Source organism: Micromonospora sp. CNZ322 (assembly GCF_007827755.1).
In genome coordinates this window covers 193,399-212,423 of record NZ_VITD01000010.1, presented here as the reverse complement: position 1 = coordinate 212,423, position 19,025 = coordinate 193,399, and the positions used below count along the sequence as shown (strand labels likewise).

11 protein-coding genes are annotated in these 19,025 nt (G+C 70.8%); 8 read left to right on the top strand and 3 right to left on the bottom strand.

Annotated elements, in window-relative coordinates; genetic code table 11:
• The first annotated feature begins 107 nt into the window (after positions 1-107).
• The 5 genes from FB453_RS23355 (at position 108) to miaB (ending at position 11,436) form a co-directional block, all read left to right on the top strand.
• Positions 108-773, top strand: a complete 666-nt coding sequence (locus FB453_RS23355; protein WP_112586674.1) for a TIR-like protein FxsC — start codon at positions 108-110, stop codon at positions 771-773.
• Positions 770-2,014, top strand: a complete 1,245-nt coding sequence (locus FB453_RS23350; protein ID WP_145793368.1) for a TIR-like protein FxsC — start codon at positions 770-772, stop codon at positions 2,012-2,014. Before FB453_RS23355 ends, FB453_RS23350 begins: the two co-directional genes overlap by 4 nt.
• Complete coding sequence (gene fxsT, locus FB453_RS23345) at positions 2,004-5,867, top strand: FxSxx-COOH system tetratricopeptide repeat protein (RefSeq protein ID WP_145793365.1); 3,864 nt, start codon at positions 2,004-2,006, stop codon at positions 5,865-5,867. Before FB453_RS23350 ends, fxsT (FB453_RS23345) begins: the two co-directional genes overlap by 11 nt.
• A gap of 49 nt (positions 5,868-5,916) precedes the next feature.
• Positions 5,917-9,786, top strand: coding sequence for an FxSxx-COOH system tetratricopeptide repeat protein (gene fxsT / locus FB453_RS23340; protein ID WP_145793363.1), 3,870 nt, complete (start codon positions 5,917-5,919; stop codon positions 9,784-9,786).
• 156 nt (positions 9,787-9,942) lie between these two features.
• Positions 9,943-11,436, top strand: coding sequence for a tRNA (N6-isopentenyl adenosine(37)-C2)-methylthiotransferase MiaB (miaB, locus tag FB453_RS23335; protein ID WP_145793360.1), 1,494 nt, complete (start codon positions 9,943-9,945; stop codon positions 11,434-11,436).
• 47 nt (positions 11,437-11,483) lie between these two features.
• On the opposite strand, the gene FB453_RS23330 is transcribed toward miaB, so the two are convergent.
• From FB453_RS23330 to FB453_RS23320, 3 genes are all read right to left on the bottom strand, one after another.
• Complete coding sequence (locus tag FB453_RS23330) at positions 11,484-12,833, bottom strand: pectate lyase family protein (protein ID WP_145793358.1); 1,350 nt, start codon at positions 12,831-12,833, stop codon at positions 11,484-11,486.
• A gap of 259 nt (positions 12,834-13,092) precedes the next feature.
• On the bottom strand, positions 13,093-14,676 hold the full coding sequence (locus FB453_RS23325; protein WP_145793356.1) for a cellulase family glycosylhydrolase: 1,584 nt from the start codon (positions 14,674-14,676) through the stop codon (positions 13,093-13,095).
• Positions 14,677-15,029: 353 nt separating this feature from the next.
• Complete coding sequence (locus FB453_RS23320) at positions 15,030-16,241, bottom strand: DUF349 domain-containing protein (RefSeq protein WP_112586688.1); 1,212 nt, start codon at positions 16,239-16,241, stop codon at positions 15,030-15,032.
• A gap of 150 nt (positions 16,242-16,391) precedes the next feature.
• Between FB453_RS23320 and FB453_RS23315 the strand changes: the two genes are divergently transcribed.
• The 3 genes from FB453_RS23315 to dapF are packed head-to-tail and all read left to right on the top strand — an operon-like array spanning position 16,392 to position 18,920.
• Positions 16,392-17,159 carry a class III extradiol ring-cleavage dioxygenase family protein gene (locus tag FB453_RS23315; RefSeq protein WP_186718466.1) on the top strand — a complete coding sequence of 256 codons (768 nt, stop codon included), beginning with the start codon at positions 16,392-16,394 and terminating at the stop codon, positions 17,157-17,159.
• A 5-nt stretch (positions 17,160-17,164) separates the two neighbouring features.
• Positions 17,165-18,067 (top strand): tRNA (adenosine(37)-N6)-dimethylallyltransferase MiaA, encoded by a 903-nt coding sequence (gene miaA / locus FB453_RS23310; protein ID WP_186718478.1) that lies wholly within the window; start codon positions 17,165-17,167, stop codon positions 18,065-18,067.
• A 7-nt stretch (positions 18,068-18,074) separates the two neighbouring features.
• On the top strand, positions 18,075-18,920 hold the full coding sequence (dapF, locus tag FB453_RS23305; protein WP_145793348.1) for a diaminopimelate epimerase: 846 nt from the start codon (positions 18,075-18,077) through the stop codon (positions 18,918-18,920).
• Positions 18,921-19,025: the final 105 nt, after the last annotated feature.

The window sequence follows — 19,025 nt, the reverse complement described above, 5'->3', positions numbered from 1 at the left end:
GTGGCCCTCGTCGTAGAGTGACGTGGCGGCAACCGGATCAGTCTGCAGCATTGACGAACGCCTTAGGCTGAAACTCCGGTCGCTTTCCGGACGGCGGAGGAACGACGGTGAGCGAAGCGGTAGCAGTCGCTGATACGCGAACCCCGCTGTTCTTCGTGAGCTATTCACGTCCGCAGATCCGGCGGGCCGGTAACACCCCCCACGCATACCTCTCGCGGTTCTTCGACGACCTCTCCACCCATGTCAGCGAGTTGGTCGGCCTGCCGACCGGGGTCGACCCCGGCTTCATGGACAGCTCGCTGGGCGGTGGTGAGCGCTGGACCCCCGAACTGTTGCGCGCCGCCGGGACCTGCCAGGTGTTCATTCCGCTGGTGTCCAGCTCGTTCATCAGCAGTGCGTGGTGCGCCATGGAATGGCATGCCTTCGCACGACGTCGCATCGAACCACGTGTTGCGGGTGGCTCCGCACACGAGACGGCGATCGTGCCCGTCAACTGGTCGCCGACCGCCGAGTCGTCGCTGCCGCCGAGCATTCGTGCCATCCAACGGTTCTCGCCGACCGCCATACCGGATGACAACACCGTCGCGCGCCAGTACGAGCAGGAGGGGGTCTACGGCTTGCTGACCATGCAGCAGGAGCAGGCGTACCGCGCGGTGGTGTGGCGTCTCGCCCAGCGGGTGGTGGCGATCCATCGGGCCTACCACGTCCACCCGCTGGTGCCCGCGGGCGTCGATGAGCTGCGCACGCTCTTCACGGAGGAGGCAGCCGCATGACGCCGCTCACCGCCGAGGGGCGGGCGCCGACTCGCCAGACCTACTTCTTCCTGAGTTACGCGCATTCCGCGCCGCTGCTGGGTGCCCGCACCGACACCGACGTCTGGGTCGACCGGTTCTTCGCGGATCTGTCGGGTGAGGTGGGTCGGCTGGTGTCCCCGCGGCCGGGCGTGGAGATCGGTTTCATCGACCAGTCCATCCCACCGGGCGCCGACGTGAAGGCGGCCCTGGCGGACGCTCTCGGCGCGGCCCAGGTGTTCGTGCCCCTCTATTCGCCAGGCTACTTCAGCAGATCATGGGCGCTGGGCGAGCAGGAGTCCTTCCTGACTCGGCTGCTCCGCGCGGCCGGGGAGCCGACGTCCGCCGTCGTACCGGCCGACCACGTGGCGCCGGTCCTCTGGATTCCGGTGCCCAGTTGGGAGGAGCATCCCGAACTCGACGCGGCACTGGATCTGGGTCGGGACGTGCCCGAGTACGCCGAGAACGGCATGCGTGCGCTCTGCATGCTCGGCGCGTACCAGCAGCCGTACCAGATCCTGCTCGGGCGGCTGGCCCGGCGGATCGTGGAGCCCACCCAACGGATCTGGCTGCGTCCGTCCCGGGCGCCCACCCTGGACGTGTCGCGGCGGATCGCGGCCAACCCGGACTTCGTGGTGACGGTGCTGGCACCCACCCGGGACCAGCCGCCCGAGGGCCGGGAGGCGTCCTGGTACGCAGAGCGCAGCCGCCTCTGGCGTCCCTTCGGGGCGCGGCAGGAGCTTCCGGTGGCCGAGTACGCCGAGAGCACTGCCGAGCGGCTCGGACTGTCGGTGCACACGAGCGACTTCGCCGACGCCGAGGACCTGCTCGAGATCCGCCCCGGCGTGCTTCTGATCGACCCGTGGTTCACCGAACTTCCCGGCGGCACAGCTGCTCTGCGGGCCGCCGCGCGGGCGCTGCCGCCGTGGGTGGTCCCCCTCGTGGTGACCGACGCCGACGACCCGCGCGACGCGCACCGCGGCGCAGACCTGGCGCGGCTGGTCCTGGGCGTACTGCAGGACGCGGGCGCGACGCGAGCGCGGTGGGTCGGGCGGATGGACGAGTTCGCCGGGCTGATGCCGACCGTGGTGACCGAGGCCCGGCGGCTCTACCTGAAGCACGGCGCGGTGTTCCCGGCAACGGGGCCCGGTACCCGGCCACCCAGCCTTCGCAACCCGGCCCCGTCATCGTTCGAAGCCCCGGAGATGCCCGATGAGCACTGAGCGCGACGGTCAGATAGTCACCTTCTACTCGTTCAAGGGCGGAACGGGCCGGACGATGGCGCTGGCCAACGTCGCGTGGATCCTCGCTGCCAACGGCAAGCGGGTGCTGGTCACCGACTGGGACCTGGAATCGCCCGGGCTGCACCGCTTCTTCCACCCCTTTCTGGACGTGTCGGCGATCGGCGGCACCGCCGGGGTCATCGACCTGATCCGGGACTACGAGTCGGAGACCATCCGCGAGGCGGTACGGCCGGAGGGCTGGGTCGAGCAGTTCGCCCGGGTCAACCGGTACGCGTTCTCGCTGGCCTGGGAGTTTCCCGGCGGTGGCGGGCTCAACTTCCTCTCCGCCGGCCGGCAGAACGGCGACTACGCCGTTTCGGTGAACGGGCTGGACTGGGACACCTTCTATCACCGGTTGGGCGGGGCGCAGTTCTTCGAGGCACTCCGCGAGGACATGAAGCGCGAGTACGACTACACCCTGATCGACAGCCGCACGGGTCTCAGCGACGTCGCCGACATCTGCACCCTGCACCTGCCGGACACCCTGGTCGACTGCTTCACCCTCAGTGACCAGGGCATCGAGGGTGCCGCTCAGGTCGCCAGCGCCGTCGCCTGGCACCACTCACGCCGCGGCATTCGGATCCTGCCGGTGCCGATGCGGGTCGACCAGGCGGAGAAGGAGAAGGCCGACGCCGGACGGGCGCTCGCGATGCGCCGCTTCGCCGGTCTGCCCACCGAGATGACGGAGGCGGACCGGCGCCGCTACTGGGCGGCGGTGGAGGTGCCGTACCGGCCCTTCTACGCGTACGAGGAGACGTTGGCGACCTTCGGCGACGCGCCCGGCTCACCCACGTCGCTGCTGGCGGCGTTCGAGACGCTGACAGCGGAGTTGACAAACGGCGAGGTGCGGGCGATGCCGCCGATGGACGAGTCGGTGCGCGAGCGGGAGAAGGCCCGCTTCCGGCGCCGCCACAAGCTCCCCGACGACGACCTCATGCTCCGCTACGCCCCGGAGGACGCGGTCTGGGCGGAGTGGATCGAGCGGGTGCTCAGCTCGGCTGAAATACGGGTCGTCGACGGCACCCGGCCGATCGAGACCGACGCCCGCCCGCCGGCCCGTACGCTGACCATTCTCTCTTCGGCCTACGTGGCCCTGCCCCCCGCCGCGTTGCCTCCGCGGGACCCGACCGCCGACACCACTCCGCTCGCGGTCTACGTGAGCGATCTGCGGCCACTCGCGGAGTTCGCGGTGGCCTCCTCCACCCAACTGGTCAACGTCACCGCGGCGACCGCCGCCGAGCGGCTACTGCGGCTGGTGGGGCGCCCGTTGCCGCTCCGCGTCGACGGCCCGGCTGACGCCGGCCTGCGTTTCCCGGCCGCCGAGCCGGCCGTCTTCGAGGCCCCGAACCGCAACGCGCGGTTCACTGGACGGGAGAATGAGCTGGCCCTCCTGCGCCGACATCTGACCGGGCCGGTTGCCTTGCCGGTCGCGTTGCAGGGGATGGGTGGGGTCGGCAAGACCGAGCTCGCCCTGGAATACGCGCACCGGTTCAAGTCCGCCTACGACGCGGTCTGGTGGATCTCCGCTGGCGCGACGGAGTCGATCGGCGCCGACGTGGAAAAGTCGCTGGCGGCCTTCGCCGACCGGCTCGGCGTCGGTGGCAACACGGACCAGGCGGACAACGCACGCGCGGTGCTGGAGGCGCTCGGGCGCGGTGAGCCCAGGCGGTGGCTGTTGGTGATTGACAACGCCGAGGAGATGGCCCCGTTCGAGCGCTTCCTGCCGCGCGGTGGGCACGTGTTGCTCACCTCGCGCAACCAACTCTGGGGGGATCGGGCCACGCTGATCCAGGTCGACGTCTTCGCCCGTAAGGAGAGCGTCGCCCACCTGCAACGTCGGGTGCCCTCCCTCACTGAGCCCGAGGCGGACCGGATCGCCGACGCGCTCGGGGACCTGGCGGTCGCGGTGGCCACGGCCGGCGCCTACCTGGCAGACACCGGTACCTCGGTTGACGCGTACCTGGAGCAGATCGAGCGGCAAGGTCCCAGCGCCCTCTCCGTGGAGGCCACCTGGGATCTTTCGTTGGCGCGGCTGCGCGCGCAGTTCCCCGCGGCGTACCGACTGTTGCAGCTCTGCTCGGTGCTGGCCTCCGAGATAGACCTGGGACTGCTGTACAACGACGAGATGGTGAAGACGTTGGCGCCGTTCGATCCCGCGGTGTCGGAACCCATGATGATCGGGCGGCTGGTCCAGCGGATCAACCGGTCGGCGCTACTCACTATGAACATGTCCGAGCAACGGGTCCTGGTGCACCGGTTGCTCCAGGCGGTGGTACGGGGCGGGATGACCCCGGACGAGGTCGCCGACACCCGACACAAGGCACACCTGGTGCTGGGCAAGGCGTGGCCTGGCGGCGACGCCGACGATCCGCGTACCTGGGACAGGTTCCGGAGGCTCTGGCCGCACATCGAGGCTTCCGGCGCCATGGGCAGCAAGGACGAGTCGGTCCGGGAGCTGATGATCGACCGGGTGCGGTATCTGTGGCGTCAGGGAGAACTCGACGAGGCGAACGCGTTCGCCAAGGAGGTCGACGGGGTCTGGTCGAAGCGGCGGGCCCGCCTCTACGGCACCGAGGAGCTCGCCACGTTGCGTCGGCAGTTGCTGCACCTGCGCTTCAATCGTGCGAACGTGCTGCGGGCACTGGCCCACTACGTCGAGGCCCACGACCTGGACCAGGAGACTCACGAAGCGCAACGGGAGCTGCTGGGTGACCGGCATTCGCACACCCTGATGACCGCCGGCAGCCTGGGTGCCGATCTGCGGGCCCTCGGCCGCTACACCGACGCGATCGAGCGTGATCAGGAGACCTACGACGCGTGGAGTGAGGAGTTCGGCGAATACCATCCGCGCACGCTCTTCGCGGCCAACAACCTCGCGCACTCCTATCGCCTGGTGGGCGACTTCCGCTCGGCGCGCAGTCGGGACGAGGCGGTGTTCCAGCTCCGCCGGCAGGTGCTCGGCCCGGAACATCCGTACACCGTGCACTCTGCCGCGCAGCTGGCACGCGACCTGCGGGAGGCCGGTGAGTACGCCAACTCGGCCAAGATGCTGCGCACAGTGCACGAACAACTCGCCAGCCTGAAGGAGATCGGCAGCGAGGCGGGGGACACGCTGAACGCTCAGGTCAGTCTCGCGGTGTCGCTGCGGAGCGCGGGCCAGTTGGTGGAGGCAGCCGGACTGCTCGATGCGGCGTACCCGGTGCTCGAGGAGAAGTTCGGGCGGGACAATCCCGAAACGTTGATTTGCCGGGCAGCGCTGGTCGCGAATCTGCTGGCACTCGGCGACACCGGACGCGCGGTGGCCGAGGCGACACAGGTGGCAAGGATCTACGAGCAGCGGCTCGGGGCCACCCATCCGCACACCCTGGGTGCGCTCAGCAACCTCGCCGCGGCGCAGCGGGCCGTGGGCCGGACCGCGGAGGCCCGCGCGACGGCCGAACGGGCGGCCGGTGCCCTGCGCGAGGTGCTCGGCCCGGACCACCCGCACACCCTCGCCGCTGAGGAGAACCTCGGCATCTGCCGCGCCGAGGAGGGGGACCGGGACGCCGCGCTCGACCACCTCCGCGCAACCGCCGAGCGTTGGCTGGCCGCGTCCGGTTCGCGCCACCCGGACGCCCTGCGTTGCCAGGCCAACCTGGCGCTCGTCCTGCGCGAGAACGTGAGTGACCGGCCGCCGACGGTCACCGCCGAGGTCGTCTCGTTGGGTGAGGTCGTCGGGGCCGACCACCCGGGCGTGCGGGCGCTGCGGGATGGGCACCTGGTCGCCCGGATCATCGATCCTCACCCGTTCTAGCCCGTACGACACCAGGCCCGGCCTCACCGCGTCCCCACGGAGAAAACCGATGAACAACGATCGCGAAGGCCAGGTCGTCACCTTCTACTCGTTCAAGGGTGGAACGGGCCGAACGATGGCGCTGGCCAACGTGGCCTGGATCCTGGCGGCCAGTGGCAGGCGGGTGCTCGTCGCCGACTGGGACCTCGAGTCGCCCGGTCTGCACCGCTTCTTCCACCCGTTCCTCGACGCCGAGGCGATCCAGGGCACCAGCGGTGTGATCGACATGATCCGCGGCTACGAGTGGGAGACCACCCGGGTCGACGACCGGCCGGACCGCTGGATGGAGCAGTACGCCCGGGTCGGGCGGCATGCCTTCTCGCTGCGCTGGAACTTCCCCGACGGCGGCGGCCTCGACTTCCTCTCCGCCGGCCGGCAGAACAGCGACTACGCCGTCTCGGTGAGCGGCCTGGACTGGGACAACTTCTACAACCGGCTGGGCGGGGCGCAGTTCTTCGAGGCGCTGCGGGCGGACATGAAGCGCCAGTACGACTTCACCTTGATCGACAGCCGGACGGGGCTGAGCGACGTTTCCGACATCTGCACCCTGCACCTGCCGGACACGCTGGTGGAGTGCTTCACCCTCAGCGACCAGAGCATCGACGGTGCGGCCCGGGTGGCGCACTCGGTACGGGACCGGTATCGCCGGCGGGACATCCGGATACTGCCGGTGCCGATGCGGGTCGACCAGGCCGAGAGGGAGCGTGCCGTAGCGGGTCGCCTGCTGGCCATGCGCCGGTTCGCCGGGTTGCCGGCGGGGATGACCGAGGCGGAACGACGGCGATACTGGGCGACGGTCGAGGTCCCGTACCGACCGTTCTACGCGTACGAGGAGAAGCTTGCGACGTTTGGTGATCCGCCCGGTTCGCCGTCGTCCCTGCTGGCCGCGTTCGAGGCGTTGACCGGGATCCTCACCGACGGGGCGGTGACCGCGCTGCCGGCGATGGACGAGTCGGTACGGGAGCGGGCCAACGCCCGCTTCCACCGACGCACCGAGGCGATCGACGACCAGATCGTGCTCCGGTACGCGCCGGAGGACGCCATCTGGGCCGAGTGGCTGGAGCGGGTGCTCAGCTCGGCCGGGCTGCGGGTGGTGGAGCGCACTGCCGCCGTCGGGTCCGCCGGTACGCCGGCCCCGTGCACACTGACAGTGGTCTCGCCGGCCTACCTGGCGACGTCGCCCGGCGGTATGCCCGACCGGGACCCGAGCACCGGTTCGACGGCCCTGGCCGTGTACGTCGCCGACCTGCGCCCACTGGCCGAGTTCCCGTCGCAGAGCTTCACCAACCTGGTCAATGTGAGCGCCGCGACCGCCGTGGAGCGGGTGTTGCGGCTGGTCGGTCGGCCGGTGCCCTCGTCGGCGGACGGCCCAGCGGGTGGGAGTGCCCGTTATCCCGGCACCGAGCCGTTGATCTTCAACGCTCCCAACCGGAACGCCCGGTTCACCGGCCGGGAGGACGACCTGGCGCGGCTGCGCGCACAGTTGCAGAGCGAGGGCAGCGCGGTGGTGCTGCCGGTCGCCCTGCAGGGCATGGGCGGCGTCGGTAAGACGCAGGTGGCCCTGGAGTACGTGCACCGGTTCAAGGCCGCGTACGACGTGGTCTGGTGGATCGTGGCGGACCCGCCGCAGTTCGTCGACACCGCCCTCGCCGACCTCGCCGGTCGCCTCGGCATCCTCGCCAGGCCGACCCTGCCCGACACGGTCCGGTCGGTGCTCCAGTTGCTCGGCCGTGGTGAGCCGTACGAGCGGTGGCTCGTCGTCTTCGACAACGCCGAAGAACTCGACCAGATCGAGCCCTTCCTGCCGCAGGGCCCCGGGCACGTTCTGCTGACCTCCCGCAACCGCGCCTGGGGTGACCGGGCGAACCCGATCCAGGTGGACGTCTTCGACCGCACCGAGGCCGTCGCGCACCTCGCCCAGCGGGTGCCCACTATCAGCGCCGAGCAGGCTGACCGGGTGGCCGAGGCGCTCGGCGACCTTCCGATCGCGGTGGCCGCGGCGGGGGCCTGGCTCGCCGACACCGGCACGTCAGTCGCCGACTACCTGCGGCAGATCGAGCGGCACGGCCCCAGCGCCCTCTCCGTGGAGGCGACCTGGGACCTGTCACTGAACCGGCTGCTGGAGCAGGCGCCCGCCGCCTACCGGCTGTTGCAGCTCTGCTCAGTGCTGGCCCCGGAGATCGCCCTCGAACTCATCTACAGCGACGAGATGGCGGCGGCTCTCGTGCCGTTCGACCCGTCGGTGTCGGAGCGGCTCGTGCGCGGTGCCCTGGTCCAGCAGATCAACCGGCTGGCGCTGCTCAAACTCGACGTCCAGGGCGGTCGGGTCCAGGTGCACCGGCTGTTGCAGGCGGTGGTCCGCGACCGGATGACCGACGACGAGATCACCGCCGCCCGACACCAGGTGCACCTGGTGCTGGCCGCGTCCCGGCCCCGCGGCGAGGTGGACGACCCGACGACCTGGGCCCGGCTGCGCATGCTCTGGCCACACCTGGAGGCTTCCGAGGCGCTGACCTGCCCGGACGAGTCGGTGTGTCAGCTGCTGATCGACCGGGTCCGCTACCTGTGGCAGCGCGGCGGCCTGGACCAGGCCGACGACTTGAGTCAGGAGGTGGACGACACCTGGACCGCTCGGCTCGGCGACACGCACGACGAGGTCGAGGCGTCGGTGTTGGGCCGCCAACTGCTGCACCTGCGGTTCAATCGAGCGAACATCCTGCGTAGCCTGGGCCGGTTCGACGAGGCCCGGGACCTGGACGAGGCGGTGCTGGCCGAGCAGAACCGGCTGCTGGGTCCGCTGCACCCGCACAGCCTGATGACCTCCGGCGGCCTCGGCGCTGACGTGCGGGCGCTCGGCCGCTACGCCGAGTCCCTGGAACGGGCCAGGTCCACCTACGCCTCCTGGCTCGAGGTGTTCGGCGAGGACCACCCCCGGACACTGAATGCGGCCAACGACCTCGCCGTCTCATACCGGCTGCTCGGCGACTGTCGGTCGGCCCGTCGATGGGACGACGAGGTGCACCAGCGGCGCCGGCTGGTGCTCGGCCCCACGCATCCGCACACCCTCGTCTCCGCCATGCGCTTCGGTATCGACCTGCGGGAGGCTGGCGAGTACGACAGGTCGGTCGCCCTGTTGCGCACGGTGTACGACACGTACTGCGAGGTGCTCGGGCCGGACGACGGCCAGAGCCTCGTCGCTCAGGTCAACCTGGCGGTGTCCCTGCGCAGCTCCGGTCGGGGCAGCGAGGCCGCGCCGATGTTCGAGACGGCCCACCGCGAACTCGGCGAACGCTTCGGTCCGGACAACCCGGACACGGTGGCGTGCCGGGCGAGCCGGGCGGCGAACCTGTTGGCCGTCGGCGATGCGGCTCGGGCGCGGACCGAGATGCTCGCGGTCACCCAGGCGTATGAGGAGGGTCTCCGGCTCGGCCCGGAGCACCCGCACACCCTGGCCACGCTGAGCAACATCGCTGCCGCCGAGCGCGCGCTCGGCCGCAGGTCGCAAGCCCGCGCGTCGGCTGCCCGGGCGGCCGCTGAGCTGCGCAAGGTACTCGGCCCCGACCACCCGCACACCCTCGCCGCAGAGGTGAACCACGCGGTGTGTCTCGCCGAGGAGGATGACCGGGTGTCGGCGTCGGACCGGCTGCGGGAGACCGCCGCGCGGCTGTCGGAAGTGCTCGGCACGGACCACCCCGACACGCTGCGCTGTCTCGGTGATCTCGCCCTGGTGTCGAGGCACGTCGGCGGCGGCGCTCCTGTGGAGGACCTCGGGGCGGTGGCGGACCGGCTGGCCGAGGTCATCGGCCAGGAGCACCCGAGCGTGCAGACCCTGCGCGAAGGGCGGCTCATCGTGCGGGTGATCGAACCGCACCTGTTCTGATCGGAGGCGCCAGTTCGGGTCGGGCGCGCCGGCCGGGGCCGTGGACCCTCACCATGGGGCGCCGGGCCAACGCCGCCGGACGGGACAATGCCGGTCGGACATGCCCCCGGACCGGGCCGCTACCCTGGTAGCCCGAGGGGAAGGGGCACCAACAGGGTGGCTAGGACCTACAACGTCGTCACGTACGGCTGCCAGATGAACGTGCACGACTCCGAACGCATCTCCGGCCTGCTTGAGCAGGCGGGATACGAGCGCGCACCCGCTGGCGACGACACCCCGGACATCGTGGTCTTCAACACCTGCGCCGTGCGGGAAAATGCGGACAACCGGCTCTACGGCAACCTCGGTCGTCTGCGCCCGGTGAAGGACAAGCACCCCGGGATGCAGATCGCGGTCGGCGGCTGCCTCGCCCAGAAGGATCGGGGCGACATCGTCCGCAAGGCCCCCTGGGTGGACGTGGTCTTCGGCACCCACAACATCGGCGCGCTGCCGGTGCTGTTGGAGCGGGCCCGGCACAACGCCGCCGCCGAGGTGGAGATCCTGGAGTCCCTCGACGTCTTCCCGTCCACGCTGCCCACCCGCCGCGAGTCCACGTACGCCGGCTGGGTGTCGATCTCGGTGGGGTGCAACAACACCTGCACGTTCTGCATCGTGCCGGCACTGCGCGGCAAGGAGAAGGACCGGCGCCCCGGCGACATCCTCTCCGAGGTGCGCGCGCTGGTCGACGAGGGCGTGCTGGAGGTGACCCTGCTCGGTCAGAACGTCAACTCGTACGGTGTGGAGTTCGGCGACCGGTACGCGTTCGGCAAGCTGCTGCGGGCCTGCGGCGACATTGACGGCTTGGAGCGCGTCCGGTTCACCAGCCCGCACCCGAAGGACTTCACCGACGACGTGATCGCCGCGATGGCCGAGACGCCGAACGTCTGCCACTCGTTGCACATGCCGTTGCAGTCCGGTTCCGACGACGTGCTCCGGGCGATGCGCCGGTCCTACCGTTCCGAGCGCTACCTGGGGATCATCGAGAAGGTCCGCGCGGCGATGCCGGACGCGGCGATCACCACCGACATCATCGTCGGCTTCCCCGGTGAGACCGAGGCCGACTTCCAGCGCACCCTGGACGTGGTCCGGGAGGCCCGGTTCTCCTCGGCCTTCACTTTCCAGTACTCGAAGCGGCCCGGCACCCCCGCCGCGACCATGGACGATCAGCTGCCCAAGCAGGTCGTGCAGGAGCGCTACGAGCGGTTGGTCGCCTGCGTCGAGGAGATCACCTGGGCGGAGAACAAGCGCCTCGTCGGTGAGACCGTCGAGGTGCTGGTCGCGGTCGGCGAGGGCCGCAAGGACGAGCGGACCGGCCGGATGTCCGGTCGGGCCCGCGACGGTCGACTTGTGCACTTCGCGACCGAAACCGCCGACGGGGAGTCCCTCGCTGGTCAGATCCGGCCGGGCGACATCGTGCACACCACGATCACGTACGCCGCGCCGCACCACCTGAACGCCGACGGAGCGCCGGCGGCGCACCGGCGCACCCGGGCCGGTGACGCGGCCGAGGCGGGTCGCTCCCCGCGTACCCCTGGGGTGTTGCTCGGTCTTCCGACGATCGGCGCACCGCCGGTCGTGGCTGCCCCCGCCGCTGGCTGCGCCACCCACTGACCGCACGGAAGGGCCCCTGGACGAGGGGCCCTTCCGCGAAGGCTGAGTCAGACGGTGATCCGGCCGGCGCCGGCGCCCGCAGTCACAATGGACTTGACGTTGCTCGCGGTGTCCAGCTGGTAGGAGTACGGGATGCTGGCCACGCTGCCGCCGGCCTGGCCGGTGGGCGAGTTGACGAAGTGGTTGTTGCGGGCGACCAGGCTGCCGGGGCCCGAGTCGCCCTCACCGAGGTGGTACGGGTCGTCGACGTTCTCGAAGTAGTTGCCCTCGACGAGCACCCCGGCGTTCTCGGTGGACGCCACGCCGTAGCCGCCGTTGGCCCGGTAGTAGTTGTTGTACACGTGCACCGGGTTGCCGAAGCGCACCCGGGGGTTGCGCTGGTTGCTGCCGTCGAACCAGTTGTGGTGGTAGCTCACCCGCAGGTGACCGACGTCCTGGCTGGCGTTGTCGTCGCTGTGACCGAGCAGCATGGTCTTGTCGTGGCTGAAGACCCGGTTCCACGAGACGGTGACGAAGTCCGAGCCGCGCTTGATGTCGACGGCGCCGTCGTACCCGTTGCTGAAGCTGTTGTGGTCGATCCAGATGTTGGTGGCCGACTCCTGCACGTTGATCGCGTCGTCGTTCCAGCTGCGGAAGGTCAGGTTGCGGATGATCACGTTGCGGTCGCCGCTGACGTTGAACCCGCAGCCGACGATGGTCGCGCCGTAGTTGCCGAGGATGGTCTTGTTGGACCGGACCCGCAGCATGCCCGAGCAGGTGATCGTTCCGGACACCCGGATCACCGCGGCGCCGGTCGCGTTCAGCGCGCTGGTCAGGGCCGAGGCGGTGGTGACGGTGGTGGTGGCCGCGTTGCCGCCACCGGTGGTGCCGCCGTTCTGGGTGGCCCAGCCGACCAGGGCCGACGGCGCCTGAGTGCTGGGCGGGGGAGTGCTCGACGGCGGCGGGGTGGTCGGCGGCGGAGTGGTCGGCGTGGCGCTGCCGGTGCAGGCGACGTTGTTCAGGCTGAAGCTGCTCGGAGCCGGGTTGCTGGAGCTGTTCCAACTCGCGTTGAAGCCGAACGTGGCGCTGGCGTTGGTCGCCAGGTTGCCGTTGTAGTCGACGTTGGTCGCGGAGACCTGGCTGCCGCTCTGCGAGGCGGTGGCGCCCCACGCCTGGCTGACCTGCTGACCGGCCCCGTACGACCAGCGCAGCGTCCACCCGGAGACCGGGTCGCCGAGGTTGGTGACTGTGACGTTGCCGGTGAATCCGCCCGGCCACTGGCTGGCGACCGAGTAGGCCACCTGGCAGCCGGCGGCCGCCTGGGCGGACACGGAGGTCAACAGCCCGGCGGTGATCAGGGTGGCGGTGGCTGCGGCCGTGGTGGCGATCAGCGTCATTCGACGCCGTCCTGTGCGCATGCTGCTTCCTTTCGATGAGGCGGACGGAGGTGTCGCGACGCCCATGCCCGTGGGCGGCGAATCTCGGCCGGGACCAGTGGTCCTCGGGCCCGCCAGTGCAGGTTCGTGAGGGAAAGCGGCTCCCGCGCTCGCGCTCACCGACGAAGAGGCAAGCGCTTTCCCGATAAGAGCATAGAAGGATCTGAATGTAAATGGCCGGGACGGCCGATGCGGTGCGCACCGGCCGTCCCGGCAGCAGCGCACCGGCCGTCCCGGTGGATCAGCAGCTGGTGCCGCTGAGTTTCACAGTGCCCGGCGCGCTGGCCGTGCCGTTGGCGGTGAAGCCCACGGTGACCGACCCGCCCCCCGGCAGGGACGGAGCGTGGCTCGGAGCCGCCGCGGTGACCGTCGTACCGGACTGCGTGACTGTGGCGTTCCAACCACTGCCCAACGTCACCCCCGACGGCCAGCTCCAGGTGACCGACCACGGGTTCACCGCACCCGAGCCGGTGTTCTTCACTGTCAACTCGCCCTGGAAGCCGCCCTGCCAGGCGTTGACCTGCCGGTAGGTGGCCGTGCAGGCGCCGGCCGGCGGGTCCGTCGGCGGGTCCGTCGGCGGCCCGCTGGTGCCGCCACCGGACGGCGCGATCAGGTACGGCTGGAGGATCGCCTGCTTGGCGGTGTTGACATTGGTCCAGTCGTCAAGCGCGATACCGCCGGTGTCACCCGAGTTGGGGTTCCACGACCAGTAGGTGAAGGACATCCCGGTCACCCCGGTCCCGGTGTACGCCATCAGCTTCTCCAGCCACACCTTGTCCTTCGGGTCGACCAGGGTGCTGCCGAACTCGCCCATCATGATCGGGGCGATGTTCTGCTTGTAGAGGTAACCGAAGTACTTGTCCCAGATGGCCGGCATGTTCGCCGGGTAGTCCGGGGCGTCGAACCAGGTCTGCCGGTACACCGAGGTGGCGTACTCGTGCGGCGAGTAGACCAATCGGTTCGCCACGCTCAGCCGGACCGGGAACTGACCCGCCTTCGACAGGTTGCCGCCCCACCAACCGCAGTCCTCGTCGTTGCTGGTGTCGCCGTCCCAGACGTTGGAGAGGCCACCACTCGGGCAGCTCACCCCCTCCACGAAGATCAACCAGTTGGGCTGGACACCGAGGATCGCGTTCCCGGCCCGCTCGGCGGCGAGCCGCCAGTCCCGGGTGGTGTCGCCACAGCCCCAGCACGCGCCCGTGGCCGCCGGGTTGGTGCCCTCCGCGTGCGGCTCGTTGTGCAGGTCGGCACCGATCACCGTCGGGTTGCCCGCGTACCGCTGGGCGAGCATCTTCCAGTCGTTGATCCAGGTCGCCTCGGAAACCGTCGACGTGTACCAGAGCGGCGACTGCCCTGCCGCCGTCGGCCGGTGCCGGTCCAGGATGATCCGCATGCCCTTGCTGCCGGCGTAGTCGATCACCTTGTCCAGGATCTGCAACGGCGACAGCCCGATCAGGTCCGGGTTGACGAAATCGTTGATCCCACTGGCGGTCGCACCCGGCTTCAGCGCGTCGTTCGAGTACGGCACCCGCAACGTGTTGTAACCCAGACGGGCCATCGTGTCGAGTTGTCCCCGCCACGGGTTGTTCGACCACAGCCCGTGGAAGGTCTTGTTGTCGGTCTCCATGCCGAACCAGTTGATGCCGGTCAACCGGACCGTCGCACCGGTGCTGTCCACGATCTGGTTGCCACTGGTATGCAGATAACCCGTACCGGTGCCGGCGGCCACGGCAGGGCTGGTGCTGACGGCGGCGGCGAGGAACACGCCAGCCGCGACGGTGACGAGCGCGGTGAGCGCGCCGCCGAGAGCTTTCGGACGGAACAATTCGAGCTCCACTTCGGAGGTCCGGCGCCGTCCATGAACGACGCCGGCGCGCGGCCGTCCGCACGTCACGGTCCCTTAGGGGTACGCGGACAGTGCGCGACGGCCCATGTCACGCGGACGTGGTCACTCGCGGAAGCTCACCGGCGACCCTCGACGGCGGATGTTCCGCCTTCGTCGCCCTCGCGCCGGTGGCCCTACCTGGCTCCGTCGCTCATTCTGATCAGCCCAGGTCAATGCGTCAACCTGCACCGTCGCGCCGCTGGATCGAGCGTGACCTTGACGGCCGTGGGCGGGGGCGGACACGCGGGAGCCCCCGGTCCCGAGCGGGACCGGGGGCTCCGGACGTCGTCAGCTCAGCCGGCGGCCTGCTCGGCGAGTTGGAGGAACTGCCGCTTGGAGGCGAGGGCCTGCTCAGCCTCCTTGATCCGGCGTGCGTCCCCGGCGCTCTGCGCCCGGGCCAGCCGGTCCTCGGCCTCCGCCACCTGCGCCCGCATCTGGGCGAGCAGCGGGTTGTCCTCCTTGGTGGTGCGGCGCCACGCCGAGTCCATCACGTCACGGACCTTGTCGTCGATGACGCGCAGTCGACGCTCCAGCCCGGCGGCCGCCTCGCGGGGGACCCGACCGGCCTCGTGCCACTGGGCCTGGATCTCCCGCAGCTTGGCCTGGGCGCCCTTCGGGTCGGCGTCGATGTCCAACGCCTCGGCCTCGGCGAGCAGGGCCTGCTTGCGCTCCAGGTTGCCGCGCTGCTCGTTGTCCCGTGCGGAGAAGACCTCGCTACGCCGGCTGAAGAAGGCGTCCTGCGCACCCCGGAACCGTTCCCAGAGCTTCTGCTCGGCCTCCTTGGAGGCGCGCGGAGCGGCCTTCCACTGGGTCATCAGGTCCTTGAGCTGGTTGGCGGTGGCGGCCCAGTCGGTGGAGTCCGCGAGCTTCTCCGCTTCGGCGACCAGCTCCTCCTTGGCGGTCTGGGCCTGCTTGCGCTGCGAGTCCAGGGAGGCGAAGTGGGCCCCGCGACGGCGGGTGAAGCCGTCCCGGGCGGCGGCGAACCGCTTCCACAGCTCACCGTCGGCCTTCTTGTCGACCCCGCGGATGGTCTTCCACTCGTCGAGGATCTCCTTGAGCCGGTCCCCGGCGGTCTTCCACCCGGTGGACTCGGCGGCCAGCTTCTCGGCCTCCTCGACCAGCGCGGTCTTGCGGGCCAGGGCCTCGCCGCGAGCGGCGTCCCGGGCGGCGCGCGCTTCGCCGGCCTTCTCCTCGGCGAGGGTCGCCAGCTTGTCCAGGCGGGTGGCCAGCGCGTCGATGTCGCCGACCACGTTGGCCTCGGGCAGCGAGGCACGGATCCGTCGGATCGTGCTCAACGAGTGCCCGGCGTCCGCCGCACCCGACTTGAGTCGCGCCTCGGTCAGGTCCACCTCGGTCACCAGGTCGGCGAAGCGACGTGCGAAGTGAGCCAGGCCCTCCTCCGGTGCTCCCGCCTGCCAGGATCCGACCACCCGCTCTCCCTCGGTGGTCTTGACGTACACGGTGCCGTCCGCGTCCACCCGTCCGAAGGCAGTCCAGTCGCTCATGTGCCCATCCTCGTTCTCCCGGCGTCGAGGGATCGATCCCCCGTCGCCGCCACGGCGCAGCCAAGTTGCTTCCGGCATTGTCACAGGTCCGACCCGGTCCGCGTCGAGCGCCTATCGCCGACCGTGACCATACGGTGTCCTAGGGGCCGAATGACCGGATCGGCGCGGAGACGCACCGGGGATTCCCGCTACGGTGGACGGGTGCCACTGGTCGCCGCCGCCGTCTGCCCGCATCCGCCCCTGCTCGTGCCCGAGGTGGCCGGCTCCGCGGCCCCGGAGTTGGACGATCTGCGGGCGGCCTGTGACACCGCCGTACGCCGGCTGTTGGCCGCCGATCCGGACATTGTGGTGCTGGTGGGCACCGGCCCGGTGACCGGCCCGATCCACACCCCGGCGACCGGTTCTCTCCAGCCCTGGGGTGTCGACCTGTACCTGCCGTTGGTGCCAGGCCTTCCGGACCGGGGTGCGCTGCTGCCGTTGAGTTTGACCATCGGCGCGTGGCTGCTGGCCCGTCACGACACCCGACCGCCGGTGACCGCCGTACAGGTGGCCGCCGACGCCGGCACGGCCGAGCTGGCCGCGCTCGCCGACGAGGTCGGCGCCGCCGGTGACCGGGTGGCGTCGCTGGTGCTCGGGGACGGGTCGGCCTGCCGGGGAGAAAAGGCACCCGGGTACGACGACGCGCGCGCCCTCCCGTACGACCAGGGGGTTGCCGCGGCGCTGGCGGACGCGGACCTGGACGCCCTGCTCGACCTCGACCCGGTGGTGTCGGCGGAGCTGAAGGCCGCCGGTCGCGCCCCCTGGCAGGTGCTCGCCGGCGCGGCCCGCGCGGCCGGTGGTGGGTGGCGCGGCGAGTTGCTGCACGACTCCGCCCCCTACGGGGTGGCCTACTTCGTGGCGTCCTGGGAGCGGGTGTGACAGGCATGGTCGTCGCGGTGGTCGGCCCGACCGCGGCCGGCAAGTCCGCGCTGAGCATCGCGTTGGCGCAGGCCCTGGACGGCGAGGTGGTCAATGCCGACTCGATGCAGCTCTACCGGGGCATGGACATCGGCACCGCCAAGCTGACCCTCGCCGAGCGGGACGGGGTGCCGCATCACCTGCTGGACATCTGGGAGGTCACCGAGCCAGCGAGCGTCGCGGAGTACCAGCGACTGGCCCGGGCGGCGGTGGACGACATCCTGTCCCGGGGGCGGGTGCCGCTGCTGGTCGGTGGCTCCGGGCTGTACGTGCGAGCGGTGCTGGAGCGCTTCGAGTTCCCCGGCACGGACGCGGCGCTGCGGGAGCGGCTGGAACGGGAGTTGGCCGAGGTCGGCCCGGCCCCGCTGTACGCACGGCTGCGCGCCGCCGACCCGGTCGCCGCCGAGGGCATCCTGCCGGGCAACGGCCGGCGGATCGTGCGGGCCCTGGAGGTGATCGAGCTGACCGGCGCGCCGTTCGCCGCCTCGTTGCCGCAGCCCACGCCGTACTACCCGTCGGTGCAGCTCGGCGTCGACCTGGACACCGGCCTGCTGGACGAGCGGATCGCGCTGCGGGTCGACCGGATGTGGGCCGACGGTCTGGTGCCGGAGACCCGTGAGCTGGTCGGGCGCGGCCTGCCCGAGGGGCGGACGGCGAGTCGGGCGCTGGGCTACCAGCAGGTGCTGCGCCTGCTCGCCGGTGAGCTTACCGAGGCGCAGGCGCACGACGAGACGGTCCGGGCGACCCGGCGCTTCGTCCGCCGGCAGCGGTCCTGGTTCCGCCGCGACCCGCGGATCCACTGGCTGGACTCGACGATTCCGGACCTGATCGGGGCCGCCCTGCGTCTGGTGCCGGCGGCTGCGCGATGATGGGGCTGTGGAGTTCACCAAGGGCCACGGCACCGGCAACGATTTCGTCCTCCTTCCCGACCCGGACGGCCAGCTCAACCTGACCCCGGAGCTGGTCGCGGCGCTCTGTGACCGACGTCGGGGCATCGGCGCGGACGGCGTGCTGCGGGTGGTCCGCGCGGCCAAGCATCCGGACGGCGCGGGTCTGGCCGGCGAGGCCGAGTGGTTCATGGACTACTGGAACGCCGACGGCTCGTTCGCCGAGATGTGCGGCAACGGCGCCCGGGTCTTCGTGCGCTACCTGCTCGACACCGGGTTGGCCACGCCCGCCGGCGCGGCGCTGCCGGTGGCCACCCGGGCCGGCGTCGTGCGCGCGCTGGTCGAGGGCGACGCCGTGTCCGTCGAGATGCGCCGACCCCAGGTGTACGACAGCTCCGCCGCCACGCTCGGCGGACTGACCATGGCCGGTGCGGTGGTGGACGTCGGCAACCCGCACCTGGTCTGCAGGCTGCCGGCCGGCGTGGAGCTGTCGGCGCTGGACCTGACCGTCGCGCCCGGGTTCGACCCGTCGGTCTTCCCGAGCGGGGTGAACGTGGAGTTCATCGTGGCGGGCGACCCGGTCGACGGCACCGACGAGCACACCCTGATGCGGGTGTACGAGCGGGGCAGCGCCGAGACCCTGTCCTGCGGCACCGGTGCCTGCGCGGTGGGAGCGGTGGCGCTGCGCGACGCCGGCCGGGACACCGGCGTGGTCGCGGTCGACGTGCCCGGCGGCCGCGTGACGGTCACGGTCACCGCCGACTCCTGCTGGCTCTCCGGCCCCGCCGTCCTGGTGGCCACCGGCGAGCTGGACCCAACAACGCTCCGCCCCTGATCCCCACCCCCACCCCACCCCCAGGTGCACCGCGTCGATCATGAAGTTATTGCCAGTCAGCTCGGCGTGTCACGGCAATAACTTCATGATCGACGGGGGAGAGGG

What these genes read in the sequence shown, in the direction of transcription:
- FB453_RS23320 (WP_112586688.1), bottom strand. Translation starts at nt 16,241, where the DNA reads ATGAGCGACTGGACTGCCTTCGGACGGGTGGACGCGGACGGCACCGTG.
- fxsT (WP_145793363.1), top strand. Translation starts at nt 5,917, where the DNA reads ATGAACAACGATCGCGAAGGCCAGGTCGTCACCTTCTACTCGTTCAAG.
- miaA (WP_186718478.1), top strand. Translation starts at nt 17,165, where the DNA reads ATGGTCGTCGCGGTGGTCGGCCCGACCGCGGCCGGCAAGTCCGCGCTG.
- FB453_RS23350 (WP_145793368.1), top strand. Translation starts at nt 770, where the DNA reads ATGACGCCGCTCACCGCCGAGGGGCGGGCGCCGACTCGCCAGACCTAC.
- fxsT (WP_145793365.1), top strand. Translation starts at nt 2,004, where the DNA reads ATGAGCACTGAGCGCGACGGTCAGATAGTCACCTTCTACTCGTTCAAG.
- FB453_RS23330 (WP_145793358.1), bottom strand. Translation starts at nt 12,833, where the DNA reads ATGCGCACAGGACGGCGTCGAATGACGCTGATCGCCACCACGGCCGCA.
- FB453_RS23315 (WP_186718466.1), top strand. Translation starts at nt 16,392, where the DNA reads ATGACCGGATCGGCGCGGAGACGCACCGGGGATTCCCGCTACGGTGGA.